The sequence below is a fragment of the Gilliamella sp. Nev3-1 genome, from assembly GCF_001690435.1.
Lineage (GTDB): Bacteria > Pseudomonadota > Gammaproteobacteria > Enterobacterales > Orbaceae > Gilliamella > Gilliamella apicola_C.
The window spans coordinates 43,992-68,992 of record NZ_LZHN01000088.1 but is presented as its reverse complement, the minus strand read 5'-3'; the positions used below and the strand labels follow the sequence as shown (position 1 = coordinate 68,992).

Here is a 25,001-nt window from a genome sequence, read left to right as displayed (position 1 = left end):
AAAGCTATATCCTATTGGCTAATTTTCGACCCACACGAGTAACATCCCCCACCTTAAGATAGCTTTCAAACTCAATGGCATTTGATGCAAAGAGCGTAATAACCGTTGAGCCTAATTTAAAGCATCCCATATCTTGTCCTTTGGTTAATTGTATGCCTTCGGCATAATTCCAGCGTTTCATAATACCTTCACGCGGTGGCGTAATAATGCCTTCCCATAGCACTTCTATACTACCAACAATGGTTGCACCAACTAAAATTTGTGCCATTGGCCCCAATTCGGTTTCAAATAAACAAATTACACGTTCATTACGTGCAAAAATATTAGGAATGCTTTCGGTTGTTGCTTTATTGACTGAAAATAGTGAACCAGGCACATAAATCATCTCACGCAAAATACCGTCACAAGGCATATGAAAACGGTGATAATTTTTAGGTGATAAATAAGTGGTTACATATGAACCATTTTTAAAAAACTTAATCATATCAGCATGACAAGCAACCAGTGACTCTAAAGAATAAAAATGCCCTTTAGCTTGTAACATTTGGGTATCTTGAATAGTACCAAATTGGCTAATGACACCATCGGCCGGCATAATAACGGAGCTATCTCCAGTATCAATCGGGCGAGCATCATCATTTAATTCACGAGCAAAAAAGTCATTAAATGTTTTAAACGCTTTTGCATCGCTAATTTTTGCTTCGCTCAAATCTACTTTATATAGTTTACAAAAGCCCATAATCATCCATGTTGTGACCTTTCCCAACTGTTTTTTGGCAAGCCAACCAAATATAGCGGTTAATAACTGTTTAGGTAGAAGATACTGAATAATTGCTTTTAACTGATTTAACATATATCACTCTCAATAAGTTCGCAAATGCGAACATTATAACAATATTTACACATAAAGTGTAAAACGACTGAATCTTATAATATATGATATTAGTTACTTACATTTTAAACACATTGCACACCACAGAAAGCAAAATTATTCATCATTGTATGCATTAGTCACCTAAGTTAGATAAAATTTATTTAACAAAATGGTATGGAAGTAATGAAATAAAAATTCACTGAGTGAATCATCACTTGAGCAGAAAACCTATACTTCAACTTGATGATGGATGACAATTGATGTGTATTTTGTCACCATAATTAATGAGTGGTGAGGGTTATTTAAAACGCCAAAATGAAAATTTATTAAGGCGTTATTCTTGTCGAATTTAAAGCAAAATTCACAATATGGCGGTAAATAGAAATTATTTTATCCATAGGTATTTTAGTGCTTAATTTTTAAATGAAATAATCATATTATTTGATTATGTGCTACTACTCGCTAAAAAATACAAAAAAGACTAAATTATCGATAATAAACACAGGAATTAATATACATATTGACCATTTCATATAACCAAAAAAGCTGGGCATGTTAATCTTATTTTGAGTGGCAATGCTTTTGACCATAAGATTAGGCGCATTGCCGATATAACTCAGTGCCCCCATAAAAACCGATCCCATTGATATAGCGAGTAATGTCTTGTTAAGTGTTGTCATTAATATTACCGCATGACCCGATGCCAAATTGAAAAAAACAAGATAGGTTGGTGCATTATCTAAGAAACCCGAAAGCAAACCAGATAACCAAAAGTACATACTATTAACTGGCTCGCCTTGAGAGTTGGTTACTAGCGATACTAAAGGCGCTAGCGCGCCGTTGCTACCCTTGTGCAAAATAGCTAGCACAGGCACAATAGTAATAAAAATGCCAATAAATAGCTTTCCAACTTCAACGATGGGAGCCCAATTAAATTCATTACCTGCACGTACTTGTTTCGGGGTTATTTTTATCGAAATTATTGTTATGGTAATGAAAATAATATCGCGAATTAAATTAGGTAAAGTAATGTGTGCATCTAAAACGGTAAAGTAAATTGATGAGTGCCAAATGCCCGACATTAGTACACTAGCAATAATTACCAATAATAAAAAAATATTTCTTATACCATAAATTTTAACTTTTGTACTTTTTGTGGTTGAAGTCAAAGTGGGCAAATTACCATATTGTAAACGAAAGTAGTGGCAATCAATCATATAATAAATAACTAATAACAACAATGAGTTAAGTAAAATCGGCAATAACATATATTTAACTGTCCAGCCAAAATTAACACCTTTTAAAAAGCCAATGAATAAAGGTGGATCGCCCAGTGGCGTTAGCCCGCCACCAATATTGGCGACTAAAAAGATAAAAAAGATAACCGTGTGCACGGCGCAGTTTCGCTCTCGATTGGCTCTGATTAAAGGGCGTATCATTAACATTGCTGCGCCTGTAGTACCCATGATTGAGGCTAATACCGTTCCGATTGCCAGCAAACCAACATTTAGCTTGGGTGTGCTAAGCACATCGCTTTTAATCAAAATTCCGCCTGAAACGGTAAATAGTGCCAACAATAACAAGATAAAGGGAAGATATTCCACCATAATTGCATGAACGGTAATGTTGATGGCGGTTTGTAAACCAAATGAAAACAACAAAAAGGCTAAAAATAACAACGTCCAAAAAATAATAATCTTGCCATAATGGTAGTGCCAAAGTTGTGGCAAAAATAGCGGAATTAACGCAATAGAAAGTAATATCCCCACAAAAGGAATCACCCAATGTAGTGATAAATCATATTCGTTAAAACCCATTGCATAAAGATCAAAAGGGAAAAGCAATAATGCAAAAAGTGATACCAGCGGTAAGTTAAAATAATTTTTCATATCATTTTTTACTTTTTTAAATTGGTGCAATTATAACAAATAAAAACTAAAATTAATTTTAAAAAGCGTTTTATTACTTTTTATTCAGTTTTATCAATTAAATACCACAACAGAGACAATGAAATATTATAATCACGCCATTATAAGCTGGCGTTAACCGATAGAGGGTAATAAATTTCTGTACTGATTATTTTTTAGTGATATTACTCTTGTTTTGCAATGTCGGTATTTTCGCTTAATTGCTCTAAATATTTTATAATAGCGACTATTTAATTTTCAATAAAATAGGAACAGTGTGCCAGTATCATTCAAAAAGCCTTCTTTGCATAACCGTAATAAACATCAAGACGGTTATCATTTTGATCTGCTCATTCAAACTTTGCCTAGTTTGGCACAGTTTGTTAAGCCCAATGGTTATGGCAATTTGTCGATTGATTTTGCCGATCCTAAAGCAGTTAAAATGCTCAATAAGGCGCTTTTACTCCATTATTACCAGTTATCGTGGTGGGATATTCCTGATGGTTATTTATGCCCACCAGTTCCTGGAAGGGCAGATTATATTCATTCTTTAGCAGATTTATTAGCACAAGACAACGGTAATCAGATCCCTTGTGGCAAGCAAGTGAAAGTGCTTGATATCGGAGTTGGTGCAAATGTGATTTACCCTATTCTTGGGCGTGCTGAATATGGCTGGTCGTTTGTTGGTAGCGACATTAATCCGATCGCTATTAAAACAGCATCGTTAATTTGCCAAGCTAATAACCTATTAAATGGATATGTGTTATGTCGATTACAGAAAGACAAGACGGCAATTTTTAAACATATTATTAAACCCAAAGAATTTTACCTACTAACACTGTGCAACCCACCATTTCATTCTTCTGAGCAAGAAGCATTAGTCAGTACGCGTAAAAAGCTGACAAATTTAGGTAAGTTAACAAGCCCAACACAAAAAGCAGTTCTTAACTTTGGTGGGCAACATGCCGAGCTTTGGTGTCAAGGTGGTGAAAGTGTTTTTATTACAAAGATGATTAAAGAAAGTGTAGTGTTTAAACATCAATGCTTATGGTTTACTTCGTTAGTATCTAAAAAATCCTCATTAGAATTAATACAAAAACAATTAAAAGTGGCAGGTGTCATTGATAGTAAAATTATACCCATGGCACAAGGACAAAAAGTAAGCCGATTTGTAGCGTGGACATTTTTTAATAAAAATGAGCGTAAAGATCTTTTTAAAAAGATTTCAGGAAATACATCCGTTTCAATAAAAAACAACTCAGCATATTAACTGCATTTATTTTAAAAGCATCACAAAAGTAAACCAAATATGGGGAGAGGCGTGTCAATTTAGATTTTATTGGTGGTTGGATCTTAATATCGACACCGTTTTTAAGGTATTTAATAGAATAGTAAGTCGTTTTAAATAAAAACGTTAAGTATTGGTGGGTTATTTTACTCGCTTTGGATAAGCTTTGAGTAAATTGTTGTGTGCGTTTTGTTCTGATAACCAATAGGCGTAATTAAAAATAGTATACATAATTGGAATGATTAAATAGTATATTTAATAATAATTATTCAATGAAGAGCTAAACAATGAATAAAAAAATAACTGTAGAATATAAAATCAACTCGCAATATTTGTTAGATTCGTACTATGCTCAGTCAGGCGTGCTAGATAAAGAGTTTGCCGAGAGTTTAGACCGCTCAATAGCCGACAATATGCGAAATTTTCTAATCACATTTGATGATGAAAAAATGCTATTACATAATCAGGATAAAAGTGAAACCAATACTTACTATTATCAAGACTTTTATCAAATCCATAAAAAAGCAGATGGGTATCTATTTTTTGTTAGTTGCACAATATTTTATTTTATTAAATTTGACCTATTTAAACCCGAACATTTAACAATATTAGACAATAAATTAAGACCATATTACGAAAAAGAGTGTAACGCACCATTAGCTGTTATTGACAATTACGAAGTGACAACAAAAAGAATCCTAACGGGGCTCAAGTATTTGTACCGTAATATAACGATCGGAATGTTTGTAATACTTTTTATTATACTGATAGATTTTATTTTTTATCAAATTTCTCTATCTATGCTATTGGGCTCTATTTTTGCCGTGGTTGGGTATCAATTGTGTTTGCGATTATCGGTGAATCGCATTGTTAAATCGGTGAATAGCGTTTATCGCCATGCAATTATCACATTTTATAATGATAAATTAGAATGCACATATAAAGAAAAACTATCTGGGTTTAAAATTAAATATTCGGAATTTTATAAGATAAGAAAATTAAAGAAAGGCTATTTAATACAAATACAAAAATATTCTTTTTATTTTCTTTTTTATGACGAATTTACTCATCAGCAACGGCAAAAACTTGAGGAAAGTTTTAAGCAAAATAAGAATTATTGTTAGTCATATTTGGTATGCATTTAATCTTACGCCTCTCAACTACCCAGAGGGATATTTTCTTGTCTTATTTTTACGGATGTTACGTTGTTATTTCTAAGATTAAAGTTAATGATTAAGCGAGAAAGCAATAATACATCTTAAAATAAGATAAATCATATCAAATCGATTTTTTATTGTTAATGATAAAAATTGCATATGCCCATTCCATCATAAAAAAGTGAATGTATAAGAAAGCGTAAATTCTTGCACTTGATGCTCAATGATAACCGATAACTTATCCATTATTTACGCTTAAACTTAACGACTATGCTTCACGGTTAACCTATTTTTCATGAAAAATAACGATTAACGCGCGGTAAAGATTGGTGAAATACCGATAGCTAATTGTGTAGCTTTTAGTTAAGATGGTTGATTATTAAATAACCAGTGTTAACGCAATACAATTTTCAATATACATGGGACATACCGATATGAAAAGTAATCAAACAGCTAAACTCATTGAGAAGCTACAAAGTATTGTTGGACATAAATATACTTTAACTACTCCTAGCCGAACACTCCCTTACCGTCAGGGTATTCGCTTTGGTAAGGGAGATGCCTTGGCGGTAGTTTTGCCAGGCACACTTGTTGAGCAATGGCAAGTTTTAAAAGCTTGTGTTGAGGCTGATGTGATTGTGATTGCACAATCAGCGAATACAGGTTTAACAGGAGGATCTACGCCAGATGGCAATGATTATGATCGCCCTATCGTTATTGTTAGCACTCGCAGATTGGACGGGATTAATGTTATTAAAAATGGTGAACAAGTTGTTTGCTTGCCAGGTAGCACGCTCTATCGGCTAGAAAAAGAATTAAAAAAATATCATCGAGGTCCACATTCAGTGATTGGCTCATCTTGCATTGGTGCATCAGTAATGGGAGGCGTTTGTAATAATTCTGGCGGTGCGCTTATTCAGCGAGGACCTGCGTATACTCAAATGGCTGTTTTTGCTCAATTAGATCAGCAAGGGCAATTGCACTTAGTTAATCATTTAGGTATTGAGCTGGGGGATGAGCCAGAAACGATTTTGCAGAATTTGCAAAATCATACTTATACCGATAAAGATATAAATGCAGATGCAGGTTTAGGCCATGATGATCATTATTGTGAGCATGTTCGTCAAGTTGATGCTAATACGCCTGCTCGATTTAATGCCGATCCAGCCCGCCATTATGAAGCGTCGGGTAGTGCAGGACGTTTAATGGTTTTTGCTGTGCGCTTAGATACCTTTCCTTTAGAAAATAAATCAGCTGTATTTTATATTGGCACAAATAATATTACTGAATTAAATGATATTCGTCGCCATATTTTGCGTCAATTTAAAACCTTACCTGTGTCGGGCGAATACATGCATCGTGTGGCTTTTGATATTGCAGCTATTTATGGTAAACCAACTTTTCTTGCTATTCAGAAATTAGGCACAGATATGATGCCACGCCTGTTTGTTTTTAAGAATGTTGTAGATCGCATTACCGCTAAAATTCCGTTCTTTCCTAAGAATTTTTCGGATCGGTTTTCTATTTTTGTTTGTAAATTATTACCAAAGCACTTGCCCAAGTCGTTGCGCAATTATCGTGATTGTTACCAGCATCATCTTATCTTAAAAATGGCAGATGATGGAATCGCTGAGGCTGAATCTTTTTTAAAAGGCTATTTTCGAAATAAAAATGGTAATTATTTTTTATGTAATGAAAAGGAAGCTCAAGCAGCGATGTTACACCGCTTTGCTGCCGCAGGAGCTGCAACGGCTTACCGCAATGTGCATAGTAAAACAGTAGAAGACATTGTGGCACTTGATATTGCATTAAAACGCAATGATACCGATTGGTTTGAAACGCTACCAAAAGATATCGATCAACATTTTATTCACAAAATGTATTATGGGCATTTTTTCTGTTATGTTTTTCATCAAGATTATATTGCCAAAAAAGGTGTGGATTGCGATAAAGTTAAGCACGATATTTTAGCATTACTCGACCAGCGAGGGGCTCAGTATCCAGCAGAGCATAATGTTGGGCATTTGTATCATGCGAATGATGATTTGAAAAAATTCTATCAACAGATCGATCCAACAAATAGCTTTAACCCTGGTATTGGTAAAACATCAAAGAAAAAGCATTGGGCGTAATCACACCTAAAAATCTAACTGCCAAAAGTCAATTTGGCAGTGATTATTGATAGTTGTTAAATTGTAATGTGATAAAACAATTATTGCGCTTGCACATTACAATAATTTTTTTAATTGATATAGCATTTCTAAAGCTTGTTTAGGTGTTAAAGCATCAGGATCGATCTGTTTTAATGCTTCTTCGACTTCTGACGTTGCAGGCTCACTGATCATCAACGAAAGTTGCGATTTATCAATATGGCTACCAGCAGATTGTTTGGAAATAATTTCTAGCTCTTTCAATTTTTGTTTAGCTCGTTTTAATACTGCTTTGGGTACGCCAGCAAGCCCAGCAACAGCAATACCAAAACTTTTACTAGCCGCACCTTCAGATACTTCGTGAATAAAAGCAACAGTATTATCGTGTTCAATAGCATCAAAGTGGATGTTATAAACACCTTGCAGATGTTCAGGTAGTTGGGTTAATTCAAAGTAATGGGTGGCAAACAGTGTCATTGATTTGATTTCATTAGCTAAATTTTCGGCACAGGCCCAAGCTAAAGAAAGCCCATCATAAGTTGAGGTGCCTCGACCGATTTCATCCATTAAAACAAGGCTTTGTTCTGTGGCATTATGCATAATGTTGGCCGTTTCAGTCATTTCAACCATAAACGTAGAACGCCCTGAAGCTAAATCATCTGAAGCGCCAATTCGGGTAAAAATGCGATCTACTGGGCCAATTGTTGCTTTTGATGCAGGTACAAAACTACCAATATAGGCAAGCAACACAATCAAAGCCGCTTGACGCATATAAGTACTTTTCCCCCCCATATTCGGTCCAGTAATAATTAACATGCGTCTGCTTGGCGATAATGATAGTGAATTGGCAATAAAAGGCGTCTGTAATACTTGTTCAATAACCACATGCCGCCCATCTTTAATTTCTATACCTGCGTTGGTTGATAGTGTTGGGGTTTGATAGTTAAGTGTTAATGCGCGCTCTGCAAGGTTGGTTAAAACATCAAGCTCTGCAATGGCATCAGCGCTAATTTGCATATCGGCGAGTTCGGGCATTAATAGATCAAATAGCTGTTCGTAAAGTTGTTTTTCGAGCGATAATGCTCGCCCTTTAGCTGTAAGGACTTTATCTTCATACTCTTTAAGCTCGGGGATTATGTACCGTTCAACATTTTTCAGTGTTTGACGACGAGTATAATGAATTGGTGCTAAATGGCTTTGACCTCGGCTGATTTGGATATAGTAGCCATGCACCGCATTGAAGCCCACTTTAAGCGTATCAATGCCAAGAGTTTCACGCTCTCGTATTTCAAGCTGTTCTAGATAATTGGTTGCACCATCAGCAAGGCTTCGTAGCTCGTCTAGCTCTGCATTATATCCACCAGCAATCACACCGCCATCACGAATAATCACGGGCGGGGCATCAACAATAGCATGATTTAAAATATCTGCTATGCGATCAAATTGGTTTATTTTGGCACGCAATGTGATTAATGCGGGCGAAGTAAGGCAACTCAATAGATTTTGTAACTGTGGTAATAAATTATAAGCATCACGCAGACGAGCAAAATCACGAGGGCGAGCAGTTCGCAACGCGAGCCTTGCTAAAATACGTTCTAAATCGCCAATTTGTTTTAATAATGGGGTGGTATCATCAATATAATTTTGTAATTCACTGATCGCAAGTTGGCGATTTTGTAATATTGTCAAATTGCGAATTGGTGCATGTAACCAACGCTTAAGCATTCGGCTACCCATTGGCGTTTGGGTTTTATCAAGTATTTCAGCAACGGTATTTTCAGTGCCACCAGCTAGATTTTCAGTAATTTCTAGATTACGCCGAGTGGCTGCATCTAATACCACAAAATCATAGGCTGATTGTTTGATAATTGAACGTATATGAGGCAGCGCCGTGCGTTGGGTATCTTTAACATATTGCAATAAGCACCCCGCTGCACAAAGTGCGTAATGGCAGTCTTCAACACCAAATCCGACAAGGTCATTGGTACCAAATTGTAAATTAAGTTGCTGTTTTGCCGTTTCAAGGTCAAAATCCCATTGTGGGCGACGGCGTAAACCATGACGATGTTCAATTAATGGCATGGATTGAAAATCTTCGGGATAAAGCAATTCAACGGGACTTGTTCGTTGCAATTCGGCTTGAATTGCCTCGAAATTATCACATTCAAAAACAAAAAATCGACCTGAACTGATATCGAGTGTCGCATAACCATAATGGCGGTTTTGTTGCCAAATTGAAGCCAGTAAATTGTCTTTGCGATCCTCTAGTAACGATTCATCACTGACAGTACCTGGGGTAACAATACGAACAACTTTACGTTCAACGGGACCTTTACTGGTGGCCGGATCGCCAACTTGTTCACAAATAGCGACTGATTCACCGAGCGAAATTAACTTGGCTAGATAGCTTTCAACAGCATGATAGGGCACACCTGCCATAGGAATAGGCTCACCATTTGAAGAGCCACGTTTAGTGAGCGAAATATCTAAAAGCTGCGAGCCACGTTTAGCATCGTCATAAAACATTTCGTAAAAATCACCCATGCGATAAAAAAGCAAAATATCGGGGTTTTCGGCTTTGAGTTTTAAATATTGCCGCATCATGGGTGTGTGGTCGGTGAAGTTTTCATTTTCATTCATAGTGTTATTTGTGTTTTTTATTTATATTTCAATATGTTGATAAATTCAATTGGTCTCATTAAATATCATTTTAACTCATAAAATCTCACTAATTCTTAATCATTAGTGTAACTAAAAGTATAACTAACATAATAGTTATCATCTTTTTATTATAACTGATTATTAGTTCATAGCAGAGGGGTATTTTATGGCAAATGGTGATCAAAAAGCATTATCACATCAAGCTATAGTAAAACTAAAGCCGAATGGTAAAGTATTATCCGATTGTAATGAAAATCGTGGTTTAAGAGTTGAGTGTTCAAAAAACTGGTAAAAAACGGTTTATATATAGATTTCGAAGAACTGATGGTAAATTAGTTGAAATGACTATTGGTTATTTCCCACAAATGCAATTAGCTGAGGATCGTATAAAATTGCAAGAGTTGAAAAAAATTCGAGAAAGTGGATATTGTCCTAGAGAGCTACGAGAACAACAAAAAATTAATGAACTACAACTTAAAAAAGCTCAAGAAAATAAATCTAAGTTTACCATTAAGAAAATGATTGATTTATATTTAACAGAATATATCCAAGATCGCCATACTAAAGATGGTAAAGTAATAAAAGGAGCAAGAAAGCTTAAAGGTCAAAATGAAGTTAGAAGAACACTATATGCTGATCCTGTACAAGTTTTAGGTAATAAATCTGCTGTACTATTTTAGGGGTAGTTACACGAGCGTTTTCATAAAAATATTTTACATGAGTTTTATATGGTGACATTTCGTAAAAAGCGCTATTCAGATTTAGAAACACTCCAAACAGATCTGGACAATTGGCTGCATTATTACAATAATGAACGAGCTCATCTGGGATACAGGGAAAAATGTGCTGTGGTCGAACACCAATGGAAACATTGCTTGATGGAAAACGGAACTGGGAAGAAAAAAATCTGAACCAGATTTAACCTGACAGAGACCCAATAAAAACTGGTAACTGTCGGATTAGGCTTGAGCTAGTACAATGCATACAAGTACTATTCTATGGGGACAATAATGTTTTCTTTTGCAACAACAATATTATTTTTTATAACGTAGCATTCGACCAGATGATCTCCAGTAAAACTGGTTGACTCAATTTTCTCTTTATTTCCATTATCATTAAGGATCTGCCCTCTAATACAATCTCTTCGTTCTGCTTCTTGACCTATGTTTAAGATTTTCCATTTTATAATATAGGGCTCTGGCACATCAATATCAGATGCAACAAAATTAAGTCTTTTATTTACTGATAATCTCCGAGTATGGGAACTTAGCCTGAATGGTCTAAATCCATTTTGTGTAACTATGCAATCTAATTTAAAACTATAACGAATATCTATAGGGTATTTATCTTCAATAAATTCTTCTGTATTACTAAAATTATAAGATAATTGAGCTCGCGATTCTGATAATTGTTTTGGTCTACAAGGGAATGCCGAACCATAGATTTTTCTCCATTTATCATATGCAATATCATTACCACCAGAATCAATAGCATCTAGGCACATTTCATAAGCTTTTTTTGCTGCTTGTTGAAACTTTTTTTTAACTTTAACTTGTTGGCGACTTCCTAATGCAAGATAATAATCTTGATCCCCTTGATCTTTTAGAAACTCAAAAAAATCTTTACTTAAATGATTATAGTAAGAAAAACTTTTATCATCATAATAAGTATTACTATTTAAGAAGTTATACGCTAATGTATCAATAAGTAATCCTCCCATGGCAATACCGTGATTATTTTTCCATGCACGCACCATTTTGCATAAGCAACGGAGATTGTTATTTTTATTATCAACAAACTCTTTCATTGCAGAAATTTCTTCACGGGGCTTAGTTATTTTCCAACTACCACCATCATAAGTGTCGGGATATTGAAAATTACCATCATCAAGTTCAAAAACCGGTTGTACCTCAATATAGAAATTATTAAATGTCACTGTTACAACTAATCTATCAACTTTTACCTCTGTTGTTGGATATCTACGTTGAATTACATCTTTAACCTCTTTTAGAAGTTTTGACTGTCCTCCTGAATTTTGATAGTCATACCATTTTGAATTAGGCATAATATAAAGCATATCTAGGTCAGAAATACCTTTAATAGCAGTCCATCTACCATAAGAACCAATTTGCAGCCTATTACTTGTTTTTGCGTCACTGCATCTATACTTCTTATTGAGACAGCAAGTAATTTCCTCATAACGAGAAGTAATTTGTTCAGAGTTATCAATTTTTAAATTAGCTAAAAACTCTTTAAACATATCAGTAACTGACATTATCAATTCCTTATCTAAGATTAGTTTTATTTTTTCTTAAAGCAGGTGGTAACATAAGATCTAATTCTTTTTTGGAAAAAGTTTGTTCTTCTTCATTTTTTAACACTTTCCGAGCTTCTTTATAACTTTTTGAATCAGTTTTTGGCGCATTCTTATAAATTTCATAAGTACGATTTTGTAACTCATCTCTTTTTTTAACCATCACACTCTTATCTAATTCATCTAAATCAGTGAGTAATGAAACATATTCCTCTCTTACCTTCCATAGTTCATGAGCAACTTTTTGATGCTCTTTAGTATGTTCGGATAAATTAGAATTTTTTAAGTACAAATTTATTCCCGTTAGTACGCCGGACAGCACTGCACTAATAGCTTTTGAGTAGAATTCATCATAAAAAAGTATAGATACAATTGAACAACTAATAATTGCAGATAGTATAATCTGAACCCATTTCCATCTACGATTATATTTATAAAAGCGTTCCGCCATCTTGTGATGACAAGTTTGGCTATAGACTATTTTTCCGTAAGCTTCTCTAATCTGAGCTTCTAAAGCTAATTTATAATTTTCTTTTGGACTCATGTTAATTATCTTAATATTTATTTAAATAAATCAGTTAAGTTCGATTAATAATCTTCTTTATTACTTTTAAATCCACCTCCATAATTTTAGCCATACTTTCAATGGCATGTCTACACATTTTAGTACCAAAAAGATAAGGTCATAGGTTGATTTTATATTCAATAGGTGACGGGTAATTTAAAGAAGAATGAAACCTATTGTCATTAAACCAATCTATATAGTGATTAAATGGCAACCTAAGCTGTTCAAGTGAATCAAAAATCGTGTTTGACACAAATTCAGTCTTCACCGCTTTAAATTTCGCTTCAGCAACGGTATTATCATAGGGATATCCCTTATGGCTTAATGAGCGTTGAATGCCAAATTCCTTTAAACATTCATCAAGTAGATGATTATTAAATTCTTTTCCTCTATCTGAATGAAATACCTGAGACAGGTTACACTAATTACTGCCAGTTTAATAAGGTCATTGTTATGATGGACATGCCACTACAGAATGTTTTATATTATAAGTCTTTATAAGTAGTTTTAAGTAAAATAAATATGGCAGAATATAAAAATCAACATTATGTACCTCAACATTATTTATCGCGTTGGGCAATTATTTCTAATCCCAATAAAAAGAATGAACGTCTTCCTTTTATATTGGATAAAAGTACTAACAATATAAAACAGAAAAATATTAAAAATTTATTTTCCGAAAGTTATTTTTATGATGTCAAAAAATTAACTGATCCTGAAACTAAACAATTACGTGATTATTTTTATAAAAAAATACCTATAGTTAATAGCGGAAAAGAAGTAAAAGATAGCGATATAAAAGAAATTATAGATAAAGGTATGTTAAGTCTTAGCCTTTGTGTCGAAAGAGCGGATAAAAATATCTCCATAGAAAAATTTTTTTTTAGTCAAATAGAAGCAGGATATAAAGTGATCGGTGATATTATCGATAAAGGAGAGCATGTAAAAAATATTCTGGACGAGAACTTAGTTAATTTGCAACTATATATTGCTTTTTTATTTTCAAGAACTAAATTTTTTCGAGCTCATCTGCCTGAAATTTATAAAGATATTGGCGTTGTTACTGATAATCCAGATAAGTTTTTTCCTTACTTGCTATTAATTGATACCTTTTTGGAAAGTTCTTTTTTCCATCAATATTATACCAAAATATCTCTTAAAAATACAAGGAAGCCTTTAATAACAAGTGATAATCCAGTTATATGGAGAAAAGATTATATTGTATTACCAATATCTCCATGGAAATATTTGAAATTTGCAAAAGATTCTTGCTGTTCCGATGCTATTTTATATGATGATGACAAATTTCTAAATTATTGCCAATATAATCAAGCAGATAAATATCTTATTGCTGCAACAAAAGAAGATTTTGATTTCTTAATAATCTGATAGTTTTTTTATTTTGAATGTTTTTGTTAGTTATTCCATATTCAAATGCTGAAGTAATTTATTGTCAGGTATCAATATTAAATGATAACTATAAGAGAGGAATCTAGTATGGAAATGTCTTCATTACGCCAACTTCACCAAAGTATGTTGCAGATTTCAGTTGATATGCAACAGTTTAGAATAACAACTGGATCCGCTAGTTTTGATTGCTTATTTTCTACAAGAGAAGATCCATTTATTTTAGCCTTGACTTCAAGAGGTGTTAACCCTCATTTTTTTAAATTTGAAGTAATGAAGGGATATAAAATAAGGCCATATTTTGATGGTTTCTATTATGAATTGGCGGAGGTACTGAATAATGGTTTTAGCACCGGAAAACTAGAGCCTAAAAAATTCTTAGACCAACTAAACACTTCTTTGCCTACAATAGCATCTATTCAAAATAACCCTACAGTAAGTGAAGTTGTACGGTTAAGACGTGATATTATAGAAGAAAGAGAAAAGCCTTATTTTGATACATGGATATATTGGACTAGCGAAAAAAGACCAAATGGAGCATCAGAAGAAAACCGAAAGAAAACTTTATTACTGCTTGGTAAAGATGCTCTTCAACATAGTATAAAAATGAAAGCCTCATCAAAATGGAGTTCAGTTGATTTGGGCCATAATTGGAAGATGTGATAACTTCCAATTATGATCTATTTGCTATCCTGAAGTGATTTAATAGATAAGGCGTCTTGATTAGATATCTTATAGGGATATAGGTAACGTTAATTGAGCTTATCAAATAGGCGAATATTACATTCATATCTTTTATGCCTACCTATTGAATTAGCTTTGTATAGGTGTTATTTTATAAATCTAACTTAAATATAAAGAGTATAAGTGTTTAAATTTTTTAGAATGTTATGCGTAGTGGCATTTGCGTTATTTATCGTATCATGCTCCACTTATAAAAGTTCTGCCGAATATCATATAGCGCAATGGCTAGCAGAATTTCATGCTAAATTTTTATCAAAAAGTCGTTTTTATTCTGAAGTTAAACCAACGGGTAATCAACCTAAAGCAAGAGTTACCGTTATTCAAATAGGGGCAAGTGATGTTAACGTAAAGATGCGGATATATGATGAAGCAACCCATTATGACAATGGTGGTATGGTTCCTTTTCGATTTGGTGATACAGAGGCTGTAACGCCAGTTACAGATATTCATGGCGTAACGGTTTTTGGTGATTACGTCAAACCATTAAGTCAAATTAATGTCATTCCAAATAAACCATTTATTTTTGGTTTTACAGTTGGAATGTCAACTAAAGTTGAACCAGGATGGTTTCGTCAAGGTTATACCAAGTTTTTTGTTTGCAACGGGATAAACCGCGCATTTGAATTTACTCCTGAAGCAGGCAAAGATTATTTATTCTCCGTTGGCGCTAAACCGGCACAAGACGAAAACTACCATCTTTGCTTACTCAAGCTAGAAGAATGGGGTAAAAGAACTAAACAATATAAAAAAATACCGTTTATACTTTATGCTAAAAAATAATGCTTATCAAAAATGTCAAACCGCTTATACTGCGGTTTAACATTATCAATAAAAATAACACACCAAATCAATCAATAAAAAGCAAATAAAAACATGAGGAAGATAGGAAGCCTTGATATCATCCAAAATTACTGTTTTTCCTGAAGGATAAGTGGTTTGTAAAATCGGCACCATTTCGTTAAAGTCTCTGTGGCAAAAGTGGAGCAAATTTTTCTGCAAAAAATTTGAACATCTTAGCTACACTAAGATGACCTAGAAGAGGTGAGTATCATGGATGATACGAGTAATTATAAGTAGAGCGTATTGTGTGCTATGTGTAGGAATTAAACCCCCCCGCTTTAGTGTTATCATCAATCACTTATTTTATTTACAAAAACTAAAACGCCCGAAACCGCAACTTCCCTATCAGCTGTTTTTCATTCTAAAAACCAGTCAGGAAAACAATTGATTTTATTGAATTTTTTATTTTATAAAAATTAGCGATTTTTTACTTAATTTATGCATGAGGGGAGGGGATTTTGCACAAAATCCCCGCTTTGGTGTTATTATTAATCGCTTATTTTATTTACAAAAACTAAAACGCCCGAAACCGCAACTTTCCCATAAGCTGTTTTTTATCCTAAAAATCAGTCAGAAAAGCTATTGATTTTATTTAAGTTTTCATTTTATGAAGATTAGCGATTTTTTACTTAATTTATGCATGAGGGTAGAGGATTTCGCACAAAATCCCCGCTTTGATATTATTATTAATCGTTTATTTTATTTACAAAAGCTAAAATGCCCGAAACTGCAACTTTCCTATAAGCTGTTTTTTATCCTAAAAATCATTCAGAAAACACATTGATTTTATTGAAGTTTTCATTTTGTGAAAATTGGCGGTTTTTTACTTAATTTATGCATGAGGGGGAGGGGATTTCGCATAAAACCCCCGTTTTGATGTCGTTTCTTAAGATCTTATATTTGTTAAAGCGAAATAATTCGATCAAATAGCGGATTGTTGGTCAGGCGATGGGTGACCATGAGCAATGTTTTATCTTTACAGGTTTTCTTTATTAATTGAATAATTTGTTGCTCGGTTTGTCGATCAAGACTTTCTGTTGGTTCGTCCATTAAAATTAATGGGGAATTATGCAGTAAGGCTCTTGCAATGCCGATACGGCGAATTTCGCCACCGGATAGTGTTCGGCCACCTTGTCCAATAAGTAAGTCTAAGCCTTGATCCGTAGCTAATAGTTTGTCGAGCTCAACTTGGTATAATACATCTATTAATTGTTGCTCGGTCGCTTGTTGATTGCCTATGAGTAAATTTTGCTTTAAGGTGTCACTAAATATCGTGATCACTTGTGGCACCATAGCAATCGTTTGCCGTAATGTTTTTTCATCAAGTTGATTGAGTTCAACATTGTTGATATAAATATTGCCTGATTGAGGTTGCCATGTGCGATTTATTAGGCTTAGCAATGTCGATTTACCACAACCTGTTTTACCAATTATGCCAATATGTTCACCATGTTCAACTGTCAATGAAAAATCAGTTAATACCGCAAAAGGCTGATTGGGATAAGTGAAATTGATTTGCTTAAATTGTAATTTTGCCACGTTTAGATCTATCGTTCTGCCTTTTGGCACAAATTTAATATCTGGTGTTTGATTGAAAATAGCGGTGGTGCGTGTGGCAGAAGAAAGCACTTGTCCTAAAAAGATAAATGCACCGGGAATTGGCATAAGGATTTCGGCACTGGCAAGACTAACAAATACAAATAAAGCCACTAAAGGTGATAAGGTGTATTGGGTAATTAACCATAGCACAAGTAACGTTAAAAAGCCTGCAATTAGTAAGACTAATGCACTTGATAACGCCATTAATGTCGATTGGCGCTGCTGATTATACAACCAATCTGATTCCAGTTCATCAAGCTGAGTGCGATAGCGCAGTTGCGCATTAAATAGGGTCAGTTCAGCTTGCCCTTGCAGGTAATTGATTAATAATGTTCGGTACTCACTTTGTTGTTTGGCCAGCGTTTTGCCTAGCTGTTCTCCTGCTTGGTAAAAAATAACGGGAACGACAAGTAATGTAATTGTAAGTATGATAGTAATGATTAGTGCAATGGGTAAATTGATAGTTGCAAGCCCAATAAATAAAATGCCAATGGTCACCAAAGCAGTTACAATAGGGGCAAAGAGTTTTAGGTATAAGTGATCAAGCGCATCAATATCAACAATGAAGCGATTAAGTAAATCTGCTCGTTGGTAGTGGGCAAGTTGATTAGCACTTAATGGCAAAATTTTACGAAAAGCAAGCGTTCTTAGATAAGCTAAGATTTTAAATGTAGTGTTGTGATCAACCAAACGCTCCATATAACGTGAAGCGGTGCGAGCAATCGCTGCCGCACGTACGCCGGCTGCTGGCAACATATAATTAAACGAATACAAACCAGCAACGCCAACAAAAGCGGTAGAAGCTAAAAACCATCCTGATAAAGATAATAGAAAGACACTAGCAAATAGGGTAAGAATTGATAACAATAAACCAGCTAAAATTTGCCAAAAATAGTGTTTATAAAGAGCTATATAAGGGCGCAATGTGGCTAACATAAATCCTCCTCGCTATCACAAGGTAGCTTACCTTGATGTAGCTTGCTGTGGGCTAGTTGCCAGATTTGTTCATAATTCTGCATATCATCTGTTTGGTGAGTAATGGTAATGCTGTTGGGGGCAATAGGTTGTTGATCTAGATTTTGCATGGTTTGCTTGTCTAAACTAGCCGTTGGCTCATCAAGAATAATTAATTGGCAAGGTTTTAGCATAGCTCTGGCTAAAGCAATTCGTTGTGCTTGCCCAACAGATAAACGCACGGCATCTTCGCCAACTTGGGTTTCAATTCCTTGTGGTAATTTGGCAATTACATCGGCTAATTGTGTTTTGGCGATTACCTCTTCAAGTTCTTGCATTGTGGCATTTGGCTTGCCAAGTAAAATATTATCGCGAATAGTGCTATTTAGCAGATAAGGATTTTGCCCTATCCAACTCACCTTTTGCTGCCAATCATTTATGTCTAATTGGTTAAATTCGATGCCATTAATTTTTAGCGAACCTTGATAAGGTAAAAAACCGAGCAACACTTGCATTAACGACGTTTTCCCTGCGCCACTGGTACCAATCAAAGCCAATTTAAACGGTGCTTGCAAATTAAACGATAGTGGGCCAACGATAAACTGTTGTTCACTGGATAGTACAATTAAGTTGTTTGCTTCAATGGTTTGTAATGGTTCATTCAATTTGATGTTAGTTGCTTTAATGTTAGGTTGTTTTTGCACAATGTTTTTACTTAAAAAAGTTTCGATATTATCAGCCGCTGCGATTGCTTCTGCTTTAGCATGATAGTAGGTGCCTAAATCACGTAATGGTTGAAAATATTCAGGTGCTAGAATTAACGCAAAAAAACCAGCAAATAAGGTAACAGTTCCGTTGTATGCGCCAAAATCAAATTCTCCCAAATAGGAAAAACCAAAATAAATCGCCACAATGGCGATTGAAATTGATGTGAAAAACTCTAATACAGCAGAAGATAAGAATGCAATTTTGAGTACTTGCATCGTTTTTATACGAAAATCCTCAGAAGCACGAGCTATTTCGTTAGTTTGTTTTTCGCCTTGGTTGAATAGCCGAATGGTATTGAGACCTTTTAGACGATCTAAAAAGTGACCACTTAAATAAGCGAGGGCTTTAAAATGGCGACGATTGATATCGGCAGCCCCCATTCCGACTAAGATCATAAAAATAGGAATCAGTGGTGCTGTGCAAAGTAAAATTGTAGCGGCGGCCCAATTAAAAGGGAATATCGCTATACAAATTAAAATCGGTGTCATGCTTGCCAATCGCATTTGTGGCAAATAGCGTGCAAAAAAGTCATGCAATTTATCGACTTGTTCAATAAGTAACGTACTCCATGCGCCGATCGTGCTTTGATTTAAGTAAGCCGGACCATGCAATTCAAGTTGGTTAATTAATTGGTGTCGAATTTGCTTGCGAACTTTTTGGCCTATGGCAAAGTTGATTTTTTCACGCAGATAAATAAAAAATGCCCGACCGAGTAATACCCCAATTAGTCCGCCCCAAAAAGGTAAGATATCCGTAAAATGGTGTTGCTCAATAATGATTTTTTGTAAAATAATTGCAAGCAACGCAGCTTGGATAATCACTAATATTGTTAAAACAAAGCCAGTTAAAATCGAAGCCCATAAATTACTTTTATGCATTTTTGCATACTGTTTTAACCAGCCAAGTAAATAGGCTTGGCGTTTTTTATCTAATGACATGAAGCTCTTTACTGTTTATTTTAAGTTGTCCAAATAGTGTTCGGCATCTAAAGCCGCCATACAGCCCGTACCTGCTGAAGTAATCGCTTGACGATAAATATGATCCATTACATCACCAGCTGCAAATATTCCCTCGATACTGGTTTGTGTTGCATTTCCTTGTGTGCCTGATTGCACTTTAATATAGCCTTCATTTAATTCAAGCTGTCCTTCGAAAATGGTCGTATTGGGTTTATGTCCAATAGCAATAAATACGCCTAAAACAGAAATTTCTTCAGTTAAATTTGTATCTTGTGTGCTACGGATTCGAACGCCTGTAACGCCCATGTTGTCACCTAAAATCTCGTCAACGATGCGGTGTGTATGTAAGATCACTTTACCTTCTTTTATTTTTTGGTCTAAGCGATCCATTAATATTTTTTCAGCTCTGAAGGTATCTCGACGATGGATTAAATGTACTTCGCTAGCAATATTGGCTAAATAAAGGGCTTCTTCAACGGCAGTATTACCACCGCCAACAACGGCAACTTTTTGGTTACGATAGAAAAAACCATCGCAAGTTGCACAAGCTGATACCCCTTTGCTTTTGAAAGCCTCTTCTGATGGTAAGCCCAAATATTGTGCTGAAGCCCCTGTAGCGATGATCAATGCATCACAGCTGTATTGCGTTTCACTACCATAAAGCTTATAAGGTTTTTCGCTAAAATCGACACGATCGATGTGATCTAAAATAATTTCGGTGTTAAACCTTTCAGCATGTTCTTTCATTTTGACCATTAATTCTGATCCTGTTAAGTCAGGTGCACCAGCAGGCCAGTTTTCAAGATCTGTGGTTGTAGTAAGTTGTCCACCTTGTTGCATTCCTGTAATTAATACGGGGGAAAGGTTTGCACGTGCAGCGTAAACTGCTGCGGTATAACCTGCAGGGCCAGAACCAAGTATTAACAAACGGGCATGTTTGGTTTTCATTTTAAATCCTTACTTATTTTGACTTTGGTCATTTTTAGCAAAACTAGTGCAACTTATAGCAGATAAGTCTAACATTATTAATCCTTATAGTGTAAAAAAAATTGATTATTGTATCAATAGGCAATCATAACAGGTTGTATTTGTATTATTTGCGTTGAGTTAATTTTTTGCGAATTAATTGGTTATCTTTTTCTTTTCAATTATTTTAAAGATATTTATTCTTTTTTAAACTTTGTTTGTTTTGGTTTTTTACTTTCAGTGTTTAAAATATGCGCTTTTCTTATTCTTAAATTTTTTCCTAACATTTAGCAATAACATTTTTATTATTAGTTTACTCGACATCCTAACAAAACAAGGGGGAGATAAGATGAACAATCCTTCAAAAGAAAATGTAGAAGCAGTGCTTAGAAAAATTGGTTGGGCACAAGAGATTTTAAATTCGGTACAACAAAATATTAGCGATCCTCAAGTTGGTAATATTTTATCTGGTGTTGCCTTTATCATGGATTCGGCTTCATCTGAAGCTGAAGCGCTCTATCAATTAATTAAATAAACAATTAATTAAATAAAGCTCTGCTGTTTTTTCATTTATACCTTCATTCGCCGTTTGGCGATTGAAGGTATTCAATTGGTTAGCTCGTTGAATTGTCATCCGATAAATATGTTGTTATATCTAGTAATGGCCAGCGAACACGTGCTGTAGGCTCTCCGGCTCGATAGCCGAATGCTAAACATAGCCCAACACCAAATGATTCACTACTTAACTGCGGTATATATTTTTCTAAAATTTGTATTACTTTATCGTGATCAAATCCACCTATTGCACATGAGTCAATGCCTCGAAATGCAGCTGCTGTCATCATATTGGCGCTAGCGATATAATCTTGCATTTCTGACCAGTGATTAATGGTTAAACCATCAGCAAGTCCTTGCTCGCAAAAATTAATAAATGCTTGACAAGCAATGTCGATTGCTGTTTGATCATTGGGATTAGGTAAAGTACGAGCAATAGCTCGGCGTAAGTAATCACTTTGCGAAGTGAAGTTATTGGCTTTGCGATAAAGTATGATCACAAAATGTGAACAGCTTGTCACTTGCTCTTGATTGTAGCAAACCGATCGCAATTGTGCCTTTATTTTATCACTGTCAATGACCACAAAATGCCAAGGCTCCATACCAAATGATGAGGGAGATTGTCGGCCAGCTTCTAATATATATTCAATATCATCATTATTGATTTTTTTTGTTTGATCAAATTTTTTACATGCATGTCTAAAATCAAATGCTTGGGTTAGCTTATCCATATTTTCTCCTTACGATTTGGTATTCCATGGGGCAACTTTTAATAATAATAACATACCTGGGATGGCGAGAATCGTACATAAACTAAAAAATGTTGTCCACCCCAAATATTCAACCATAATGCCTGTTGTCGCATTAATTAATGTTCTTGGAATTGATGCTATGCTAGTAAATAAAGCAAATTGTGTTGCAGTATAAAGCGGATTGGTTGTTTTTGCGATAAACGCTACAAATGCGGCAGAACCAAGGCCAACGCCAAGTGATTCGAAACCAATTACTATTGCTAATAAAGCTTTTTGGTATGTCCCTATAGCATTAAAAGCACCTTCCACCGAAAGCCAAGCAAATCCTAAAATTGAAATAACTTGTACAAGACCAAAGGACCATAGTGCGCGGTTTATTCCTATTTTTATCATCAAAATACCGCCAATTAGTGCACCCAATACGCTTGGCCATAAAGAGGCATTTTTTGCTATCCAGCCAATATCGGGGCGACTATAGCCCATTTGTAAATAAAAAGGTGTGGCTAATGAAGTAGCCATACTATCGCCTAATTTATATAAAAAGATAAATGCTAATATTAAAATTGCTGTTTTAAGCCCATTTCGAGTAATAAATTCATTAAATGGCTCAATGATGATATCTTTAAAATGGTGATTTTTTGGCATTTGATTAAGAGGCTCTTTGACCAGCAATGTCATTATGATAGCCGGTAGCATAAATAGTGCTGTAATGATAAAAACACTATTCCACGGTAAATAGTTTGATAATATAAGTGATAATGAACCAGGTACTAAACCTGCAATTCGATAAGCGTTTGTATGAATACTATTACCGAGCCCTAATTCTTTATCAATTAATAATTCTCGTCTAAATGCATCAAGCGCAACATCTTGAGTGGCGGAAAATAGCGCAATAATAAAGCAGGTAATCGCAATTAACCAGATGTTTAACTTAGGCGAAAAAAATCCCAATATTGCGATTGATAAAGTGAGTACAATTTGGCAACCCAGCATCCAACCGCGGCGTCGCCCTAAATTAAACGGTGAAATATTATCCATAAATGGCGACCAGATAAATTTCAAAATATAAGGAATTTGCGTTAACGAAAAAGCACCAATTGTTTTTATATTTACACCATCGCTTATTAACCAAGCAGGTAATAGTTGTAATAATAAATAAAAAGGAAGACCAGAAGCAAAACCCGTAAAAATGCAGATTAGCATCTTGGTGTTAAAAATTGTTTTCAAAAGTGAATTTTGCGCATTATTCATTATCTATCTTTATTGTTAGTTTTTAGCAAAGTGCTATCATAGCATATAACCTATAAAAATAATTTGATAAGTGAAGGTAAACACTGTTACCTAAAGTGATATTGCCAACATAACAAATTCATACGCAATATTTTTTTGAAAGCTAAAAGTCTTTTTTGTTAAAAATTGTAAAGGCTATGTGTTGTGTTTCAGTATAAAAATTGTTTGAGTATAAAGATTAACGCCAACAACCAGTAAAAAATAACTAATTACCATTAAGAGGGGTTTAGTAATATGAAAAGTTCAATTAAAGTCGCTGTCTTTAGTAGCAAGCATTACGATAAAGAACACTTAGAAATGGCAAACAAAAAGTTTGGTTTTGATATTGAATATTATGAACATAAACTCAGTCATAAAACGGCTGTTACAGCTCAAGGGTATGATGCTGTTTGTGCATTTGTTAATGACGAAGTCGATAAAAAAGTACTACAAAAATTAGCCAGTTATGGCATTAAAATTTTAGCACTTCGTTGTGCTGGTTTTGATAATGTTGATTTAGCAGAAGCTGAAAAATTGGGAATTACTGTAGTGCGAGTGCCTGCTTATTCGCCAGAAGCCGTTGCAGAGCATGCAGTGGCTTTAATGATGACGCTAAATAGAAGAACGCATAAAGCCTATCAACGCACTCGTGATGCTAACTTTTCGTTAGATGGGTTAACTGGCTTTAATATGCACAATCGTACTGCTGGCGTTATTGGTACCGGCAAAATTGGTCAAGCGGTTATTCGTATATTGAAAGGTTTTGGTATGCATATTCTTGCTTATGATCCTTATCCTAATGATATTGTGGTTGAACTAGGGGCGCAATATGTTGAATTAGATGAGCTATATGCCAAGTCAGATGTGATCACATTACATTGTCCAATGACACCAGAAAATTATCATTTATTAAATAAAGATTCATTCCAAAAGATGAAAAATGGCGTGATGATTATCAATACCAGCCGTGGAGCATTACTTGATGCAACAGCTGCTATTGAAGCATTAAAACAAACCAAAATTGGTGCTTTGGGCATGGATGTTTATGAAAATGAACGTGATCTATTTTTTGAAGACAAATCAAATGATGTCATTTTAGATGATGTATTCCGTCGTTTGTCTTCTTGCCATAATGTTATTTTTACAGGTCATCAAGCCTTTTTGACGCAAGAAGCATTGTTGAATATTTCTGACACCACTTTGAGCAATATTAAGCAAGTTGCGGAAGGTAAATCATGCTCAAATATTGTTAAATAATAAGAAATCCCTTAT

At 34.7% G+C, this 25,001-nt stretch carries 20 protein-coding genes and 2 pseudogenes; 11 read left to right on the top strand and 11 right to left on the bottom strand.

What is annotated here, in order from left to right; all coding sequences use genetic code 11:
• Nucleotides 1-7: 7 nt before the first annotated feature.
• Nucleotides 8-853, bottom strand: a pseudogene (gene asd / locus A9G40_RS13640) (archaetidylserine decarboxylase); the annotation flags it as partial.
• A 476-nt stretch (nucleotides 854-1,329) separates the two neighbouring features.
• Nucleotides 1,330-2,763 carry a sodium:proton antiporter gene (locus A9G40_RS13635; protein ID WP_065583460.1) on the bottom strand — a complete coding sequence of 478 codons (1,434 nt, stop codon included), beginning with the start codon at nucleotides 2,761-2,763 and terminating at the stop codon, nucleotides 1,330-1,332.
• Between the two features lie 295 nt (nucleotides 2,764-3,058).
• On the opposite strand from A9G40_RS13635, the gene rlmF reads away from it, so the two are divergent.
• The 3 genes from rlmF to dld all read left to right on the top strand — a co-directional run bounded on the left by rlmF (nucleotide 3,059) and on the right by dld (nucleotide 7,358).
• Nucleotides 3,059-4,051, top strand: coding sequence for a 23S rRNA (adenine(1618)-N(6))-methyltransferase RlmF (gene rlmF, locus A9G40_RS13630; protein WP_065583459.1), 993 nt, complete (start codon nucleotides 3,059-3,061; stop codon nucleotides 4,049-4,051).
• 305 nt (nucleotides 4,052-4,356) lie between these two features.
• Nucleotides 4,357-5,193 (top strand): YcxB family protein, encoded by an 837-nt coding sequence (locus A9G40_RS13625; RefSeq protein ID WP_065583458.1) that lies wholly within the window; start codon nucleotides 4,357-4,359, stop codon nucleotides 5,191-5,193.
• Between the two features lie 467 nt (nucleotides 5,194-5,660).
• A complete protein-coding gene (gene dld, locus A9G40_RS13620; RefSeq protein ID WP_065583457.1) occupies nucleotides 5,661-7,358 on the top strand; it encodes a D-lactate dehydrogenase in 1,698 nt (565 codons plus the stop codon).
• Nucleotides 7,359-7,454: 96 nt separating this feature from the next.
• Here the strand turns inward: dld and mutS are convergent, their stop codons facing one another.
• The gene (mutS, locus tag A9G40_RS13615) at nucleotides 7,455-10,016 is read right to left on the bottom strand and encodes a DNA mismatch repair protein MutS (RefSeq protein WP_065583456.1); all 2,562 of its coding nucleotides are present in this window, start codon (nucleotides 10,014-10,016) and stop codon (nucleotides 7,455-7,457) included.
• A gap of 187 nt (nucleotides 10,017-10,203) precedes the next feature.
• Here mutS and A9G40_RS15615 point away from each other — a divergent pair, with 187 nt between their 5' ends.
• The 3 genes and pseudogenes from A9G40_RS15615 to A9G40_RS13605 form a co-directional block, all read left to right on the top strand.
• The gene (locus A9G40_RS15615) at nucleotides 10,204-10,329 is read left to right on the top strand and encodes a hypothetical protein (RefSeq protein ID WP_255305766.1); all 126 of its coding nucleotides are present in this window, start codon (nucleotides 10,204-10,206) and stop codon (nucleotides 10,327-10,329) included.
• The gene (locus A9G40_RS13610) at nucleotides 10,307-10,717 is read left to right on the top strand and encodes an Arm DNA-binding domain-containing protein (protein WP_065583455.1); all 411 of its coding nucleotides are present in this window, start codon (nucleotides 10,307-10,309) and stop codon (nucleotides 10,715-10,717) included. The genes A9G40_RS15615 and A9G40_RS13610 overlap by 23 nt, the downstream gene beginning before the upstream one ends.
• A gap of 12 nt (nucleotides 10,718-10,729) precedes the next feature.
• Nucleotides 10,730-10,959: pseudogene (locus A9G40_RS13605) on the top strand (IS3 family transposase); the annotation flags it as partial.
• 69 nt (nucleotides 10,960-11,028) lie between these two features.
• On the opposite strand, the gene A9G40_RS13600 reads toward A9G40_RS13605, so the two are convergent.
• The 3 genes from A9G40_RS13600 to A9G40_RS15945 all read right to left on the bottom strand — a co-directional run bounded on the left by A9G40_RS13600 (nucleotide 11,029) and on the right by A9G40_RS15945 (nucleotide 13,253).
• Nucleotides 11,029-12,312: an SMODS domain-containing nucleotidyltransferase gene (locus A9G40_RS13600; RefSeq protein ID WP_065583453.1), complete on the bottom strand. Its 1,284-nt coding sequence runs from the start codon at nucleotides 12,310-12,312 to the stop codon at nucleotides 11,029-11,031.
• Between the two features lie 10 nt (nucleotides 12,313-12,322).
• On the bottom strand, nucleotides 12,323-12,895 hold the full coding sequence (locus A9G40_RS13595; protein WP_065583452.1) for an SLATT domain-containing protein: 573 nt from the start codon (nucleotides 12,893-12,895) through the stop codon (nucleotides 12,323-12,325).
• Between the two features lie 139 nt (nucleotides 12,896-13,034).
• Nucleotides 13,035-13,253 carry an IS3 family transposase gene (locus tag A9G40_RS15945; protein ID WP_442902737.1) on the bottom strand — a complete coding sequence of 73 codons (219 nt, stop codon included), beginning with the start codon at nucleotides 13,251-13,253 and terminating at the stop codon, nucleotides 13,035-13,037.
• Between the two features lie 185 nt (nucleotides 13,254-13,438).
• Between A9G40_RS15945 and A9G40_RS13590 the strand changes: the two genes are divergently transcribed.
• The 3 genes from A9G40_RS13590 to A9G40_RS13580 all read left to right on the top strand — a co-directional run bounded on the left by A9G40_RS13590 (nucleotide 13,439) and on the right by A9G40_RS13580 (nucleotide 15,847).
• Nucleotides 13,439-14,305 (top strand): DUF4238 domain-containing protein, encoded by an 867-nt coding sequence (locus A9G40_RS13590; protein ID WP_065583451.1) that lies wholly within the window; start codon nucleotides 13,439-13,441, stop codon nucleotides 14,303-14,305.
• A 108-nt stretch (nucleotides 14,306-14,413) separates the two neighbouring features.
• On the top strand, nucleotides 14,414-14,986 hold the full coding sequence (locus tag A9G40_RS13585; protein WP_065583450.1) for a DUF6037 family protein: 573 nt from the start codon (nucleotides 14,414-14,416) through the stop codon (nucleotides 14,984-14,986).
• Nucleotides 14,987-15,208: 222 nt separating this feature from the next.
• Entirely contained in the window at nucleotides 15,209-15,847 is a 639-nt protein-coding gene (locus tag A9G40_RS13580) for a hypothetical protein (protein ID WP_065583449.1), read from the top strand.
• Nucleotides 15,848-16,810: 963 nt separating this feature from the next.
• Here the strand turns inward: A9G40_RS13580 and cydC are convergent.
• Genes cydC through trxB form a run of 3 tightly spaced genes read right to left on the bottom strand, consistent with a single transcriptional unit; the run spans nucleotide 16,811 to nucleotide 21,135 of the window.
• A complete protein-coding gene (gene cydC, locus A9G40_RS13575) occupies nucleotides 16,811-18,442 on the bottom strand; it encodes a heme ABC transporter ATP-binding protein/permease CydC (RefSeq protein ID WP_065583448.1) in 1,632 nt (543 codons plus the stop codon).
• A complete protein-coding gene (gene cydD / locus A9G40_RS13570; RefSeq protein WP_065583447.1) occupies nucleotides 18,436-20,166 on the bottom strand; it encodes a heme ABC transporter permease/ATP-binding protein CydD in 1,731 nt (576 codons plus the stop codon). The genes cydC and cydD overlap by 7 nt, the downstream gene beginning before the upstream one ends.
• 15 nt (nucleotides 20,167-20,181) lie before the next feature.
• Nucleotides 20,182-21,135: a thioredoxin-disulfide reductase gene (gene trxB / locus A9G40_RS13565; RefSeq protein WP_065583446.1), complete on the bottom strand. Its 954-nt coding sequence runs from the start codon at nucleotides 21,133-21,135 to the stop codon at nucleotides 20,182-20,184.
• A 367-nt stretch (nucleotides 21,136-21,502) separates the two neighbouring features.
• Between trxB and A9G40_RS13560 the strand changes: the two genes are divergently transcribed.
• Nucleotides 21,503-21,688, top strand: a complete 186-nt coding sequence (locus A9G40_RS13560; RefSeq protein WP_065566774.1) for a hypothetical protein — start codon at nucleotides 21,503-21,505, stop codon at nucleotides 21,686-21,688.
• 79 nt (nucleotides 21,689-21,767) lie between these two features.
• Here the strand turns inward: A9G40_RS13560 and A9G40_RS13555 are convergent, their stop codons facing one another.
• A complete protein-coding gene (locus A9G40_RS13555) occupies nucleotides 21,768-22,439 on the bottom strand; it encodes an NAD(P)H-dependent oxidoreductase (protein ID WP_065566775.1) in 672 nt (223 codons plus the stop codon).
• Nucleotides 22,440-22,448: 9 nt separating this feature from the next.
• Entirely contained in the window at nucleotides 22,449-23,663 is a 1,215-nt protein-coding gene (locus A9G40_RS13550; RefSeq protein ID WP_218058039.1) for an AmpG family muropeptide MFS transporter, read from the bottom strand.
• 333 nt (nucleotides 23,664-23,996) lie between these two features.
• On the opposite strand from A9G40_RS13550, the gene A9G40_RS13545 reads away from it, so the two are divergent.
• Nucleotides 23,997-24,986, top strand: a complete 990-nt coding sequence (locus A9G40_RS13545) for a 2-hydroxyacid dehydrogenase (RefSeq protein ID WP_065566787.1) — start codon at nucleotides 23,997-23,999, stop codon at nucleotides 24,984-24,986.
• Nucleotides 24,987-25,001 lie beyond the last annotated feature (15 nt).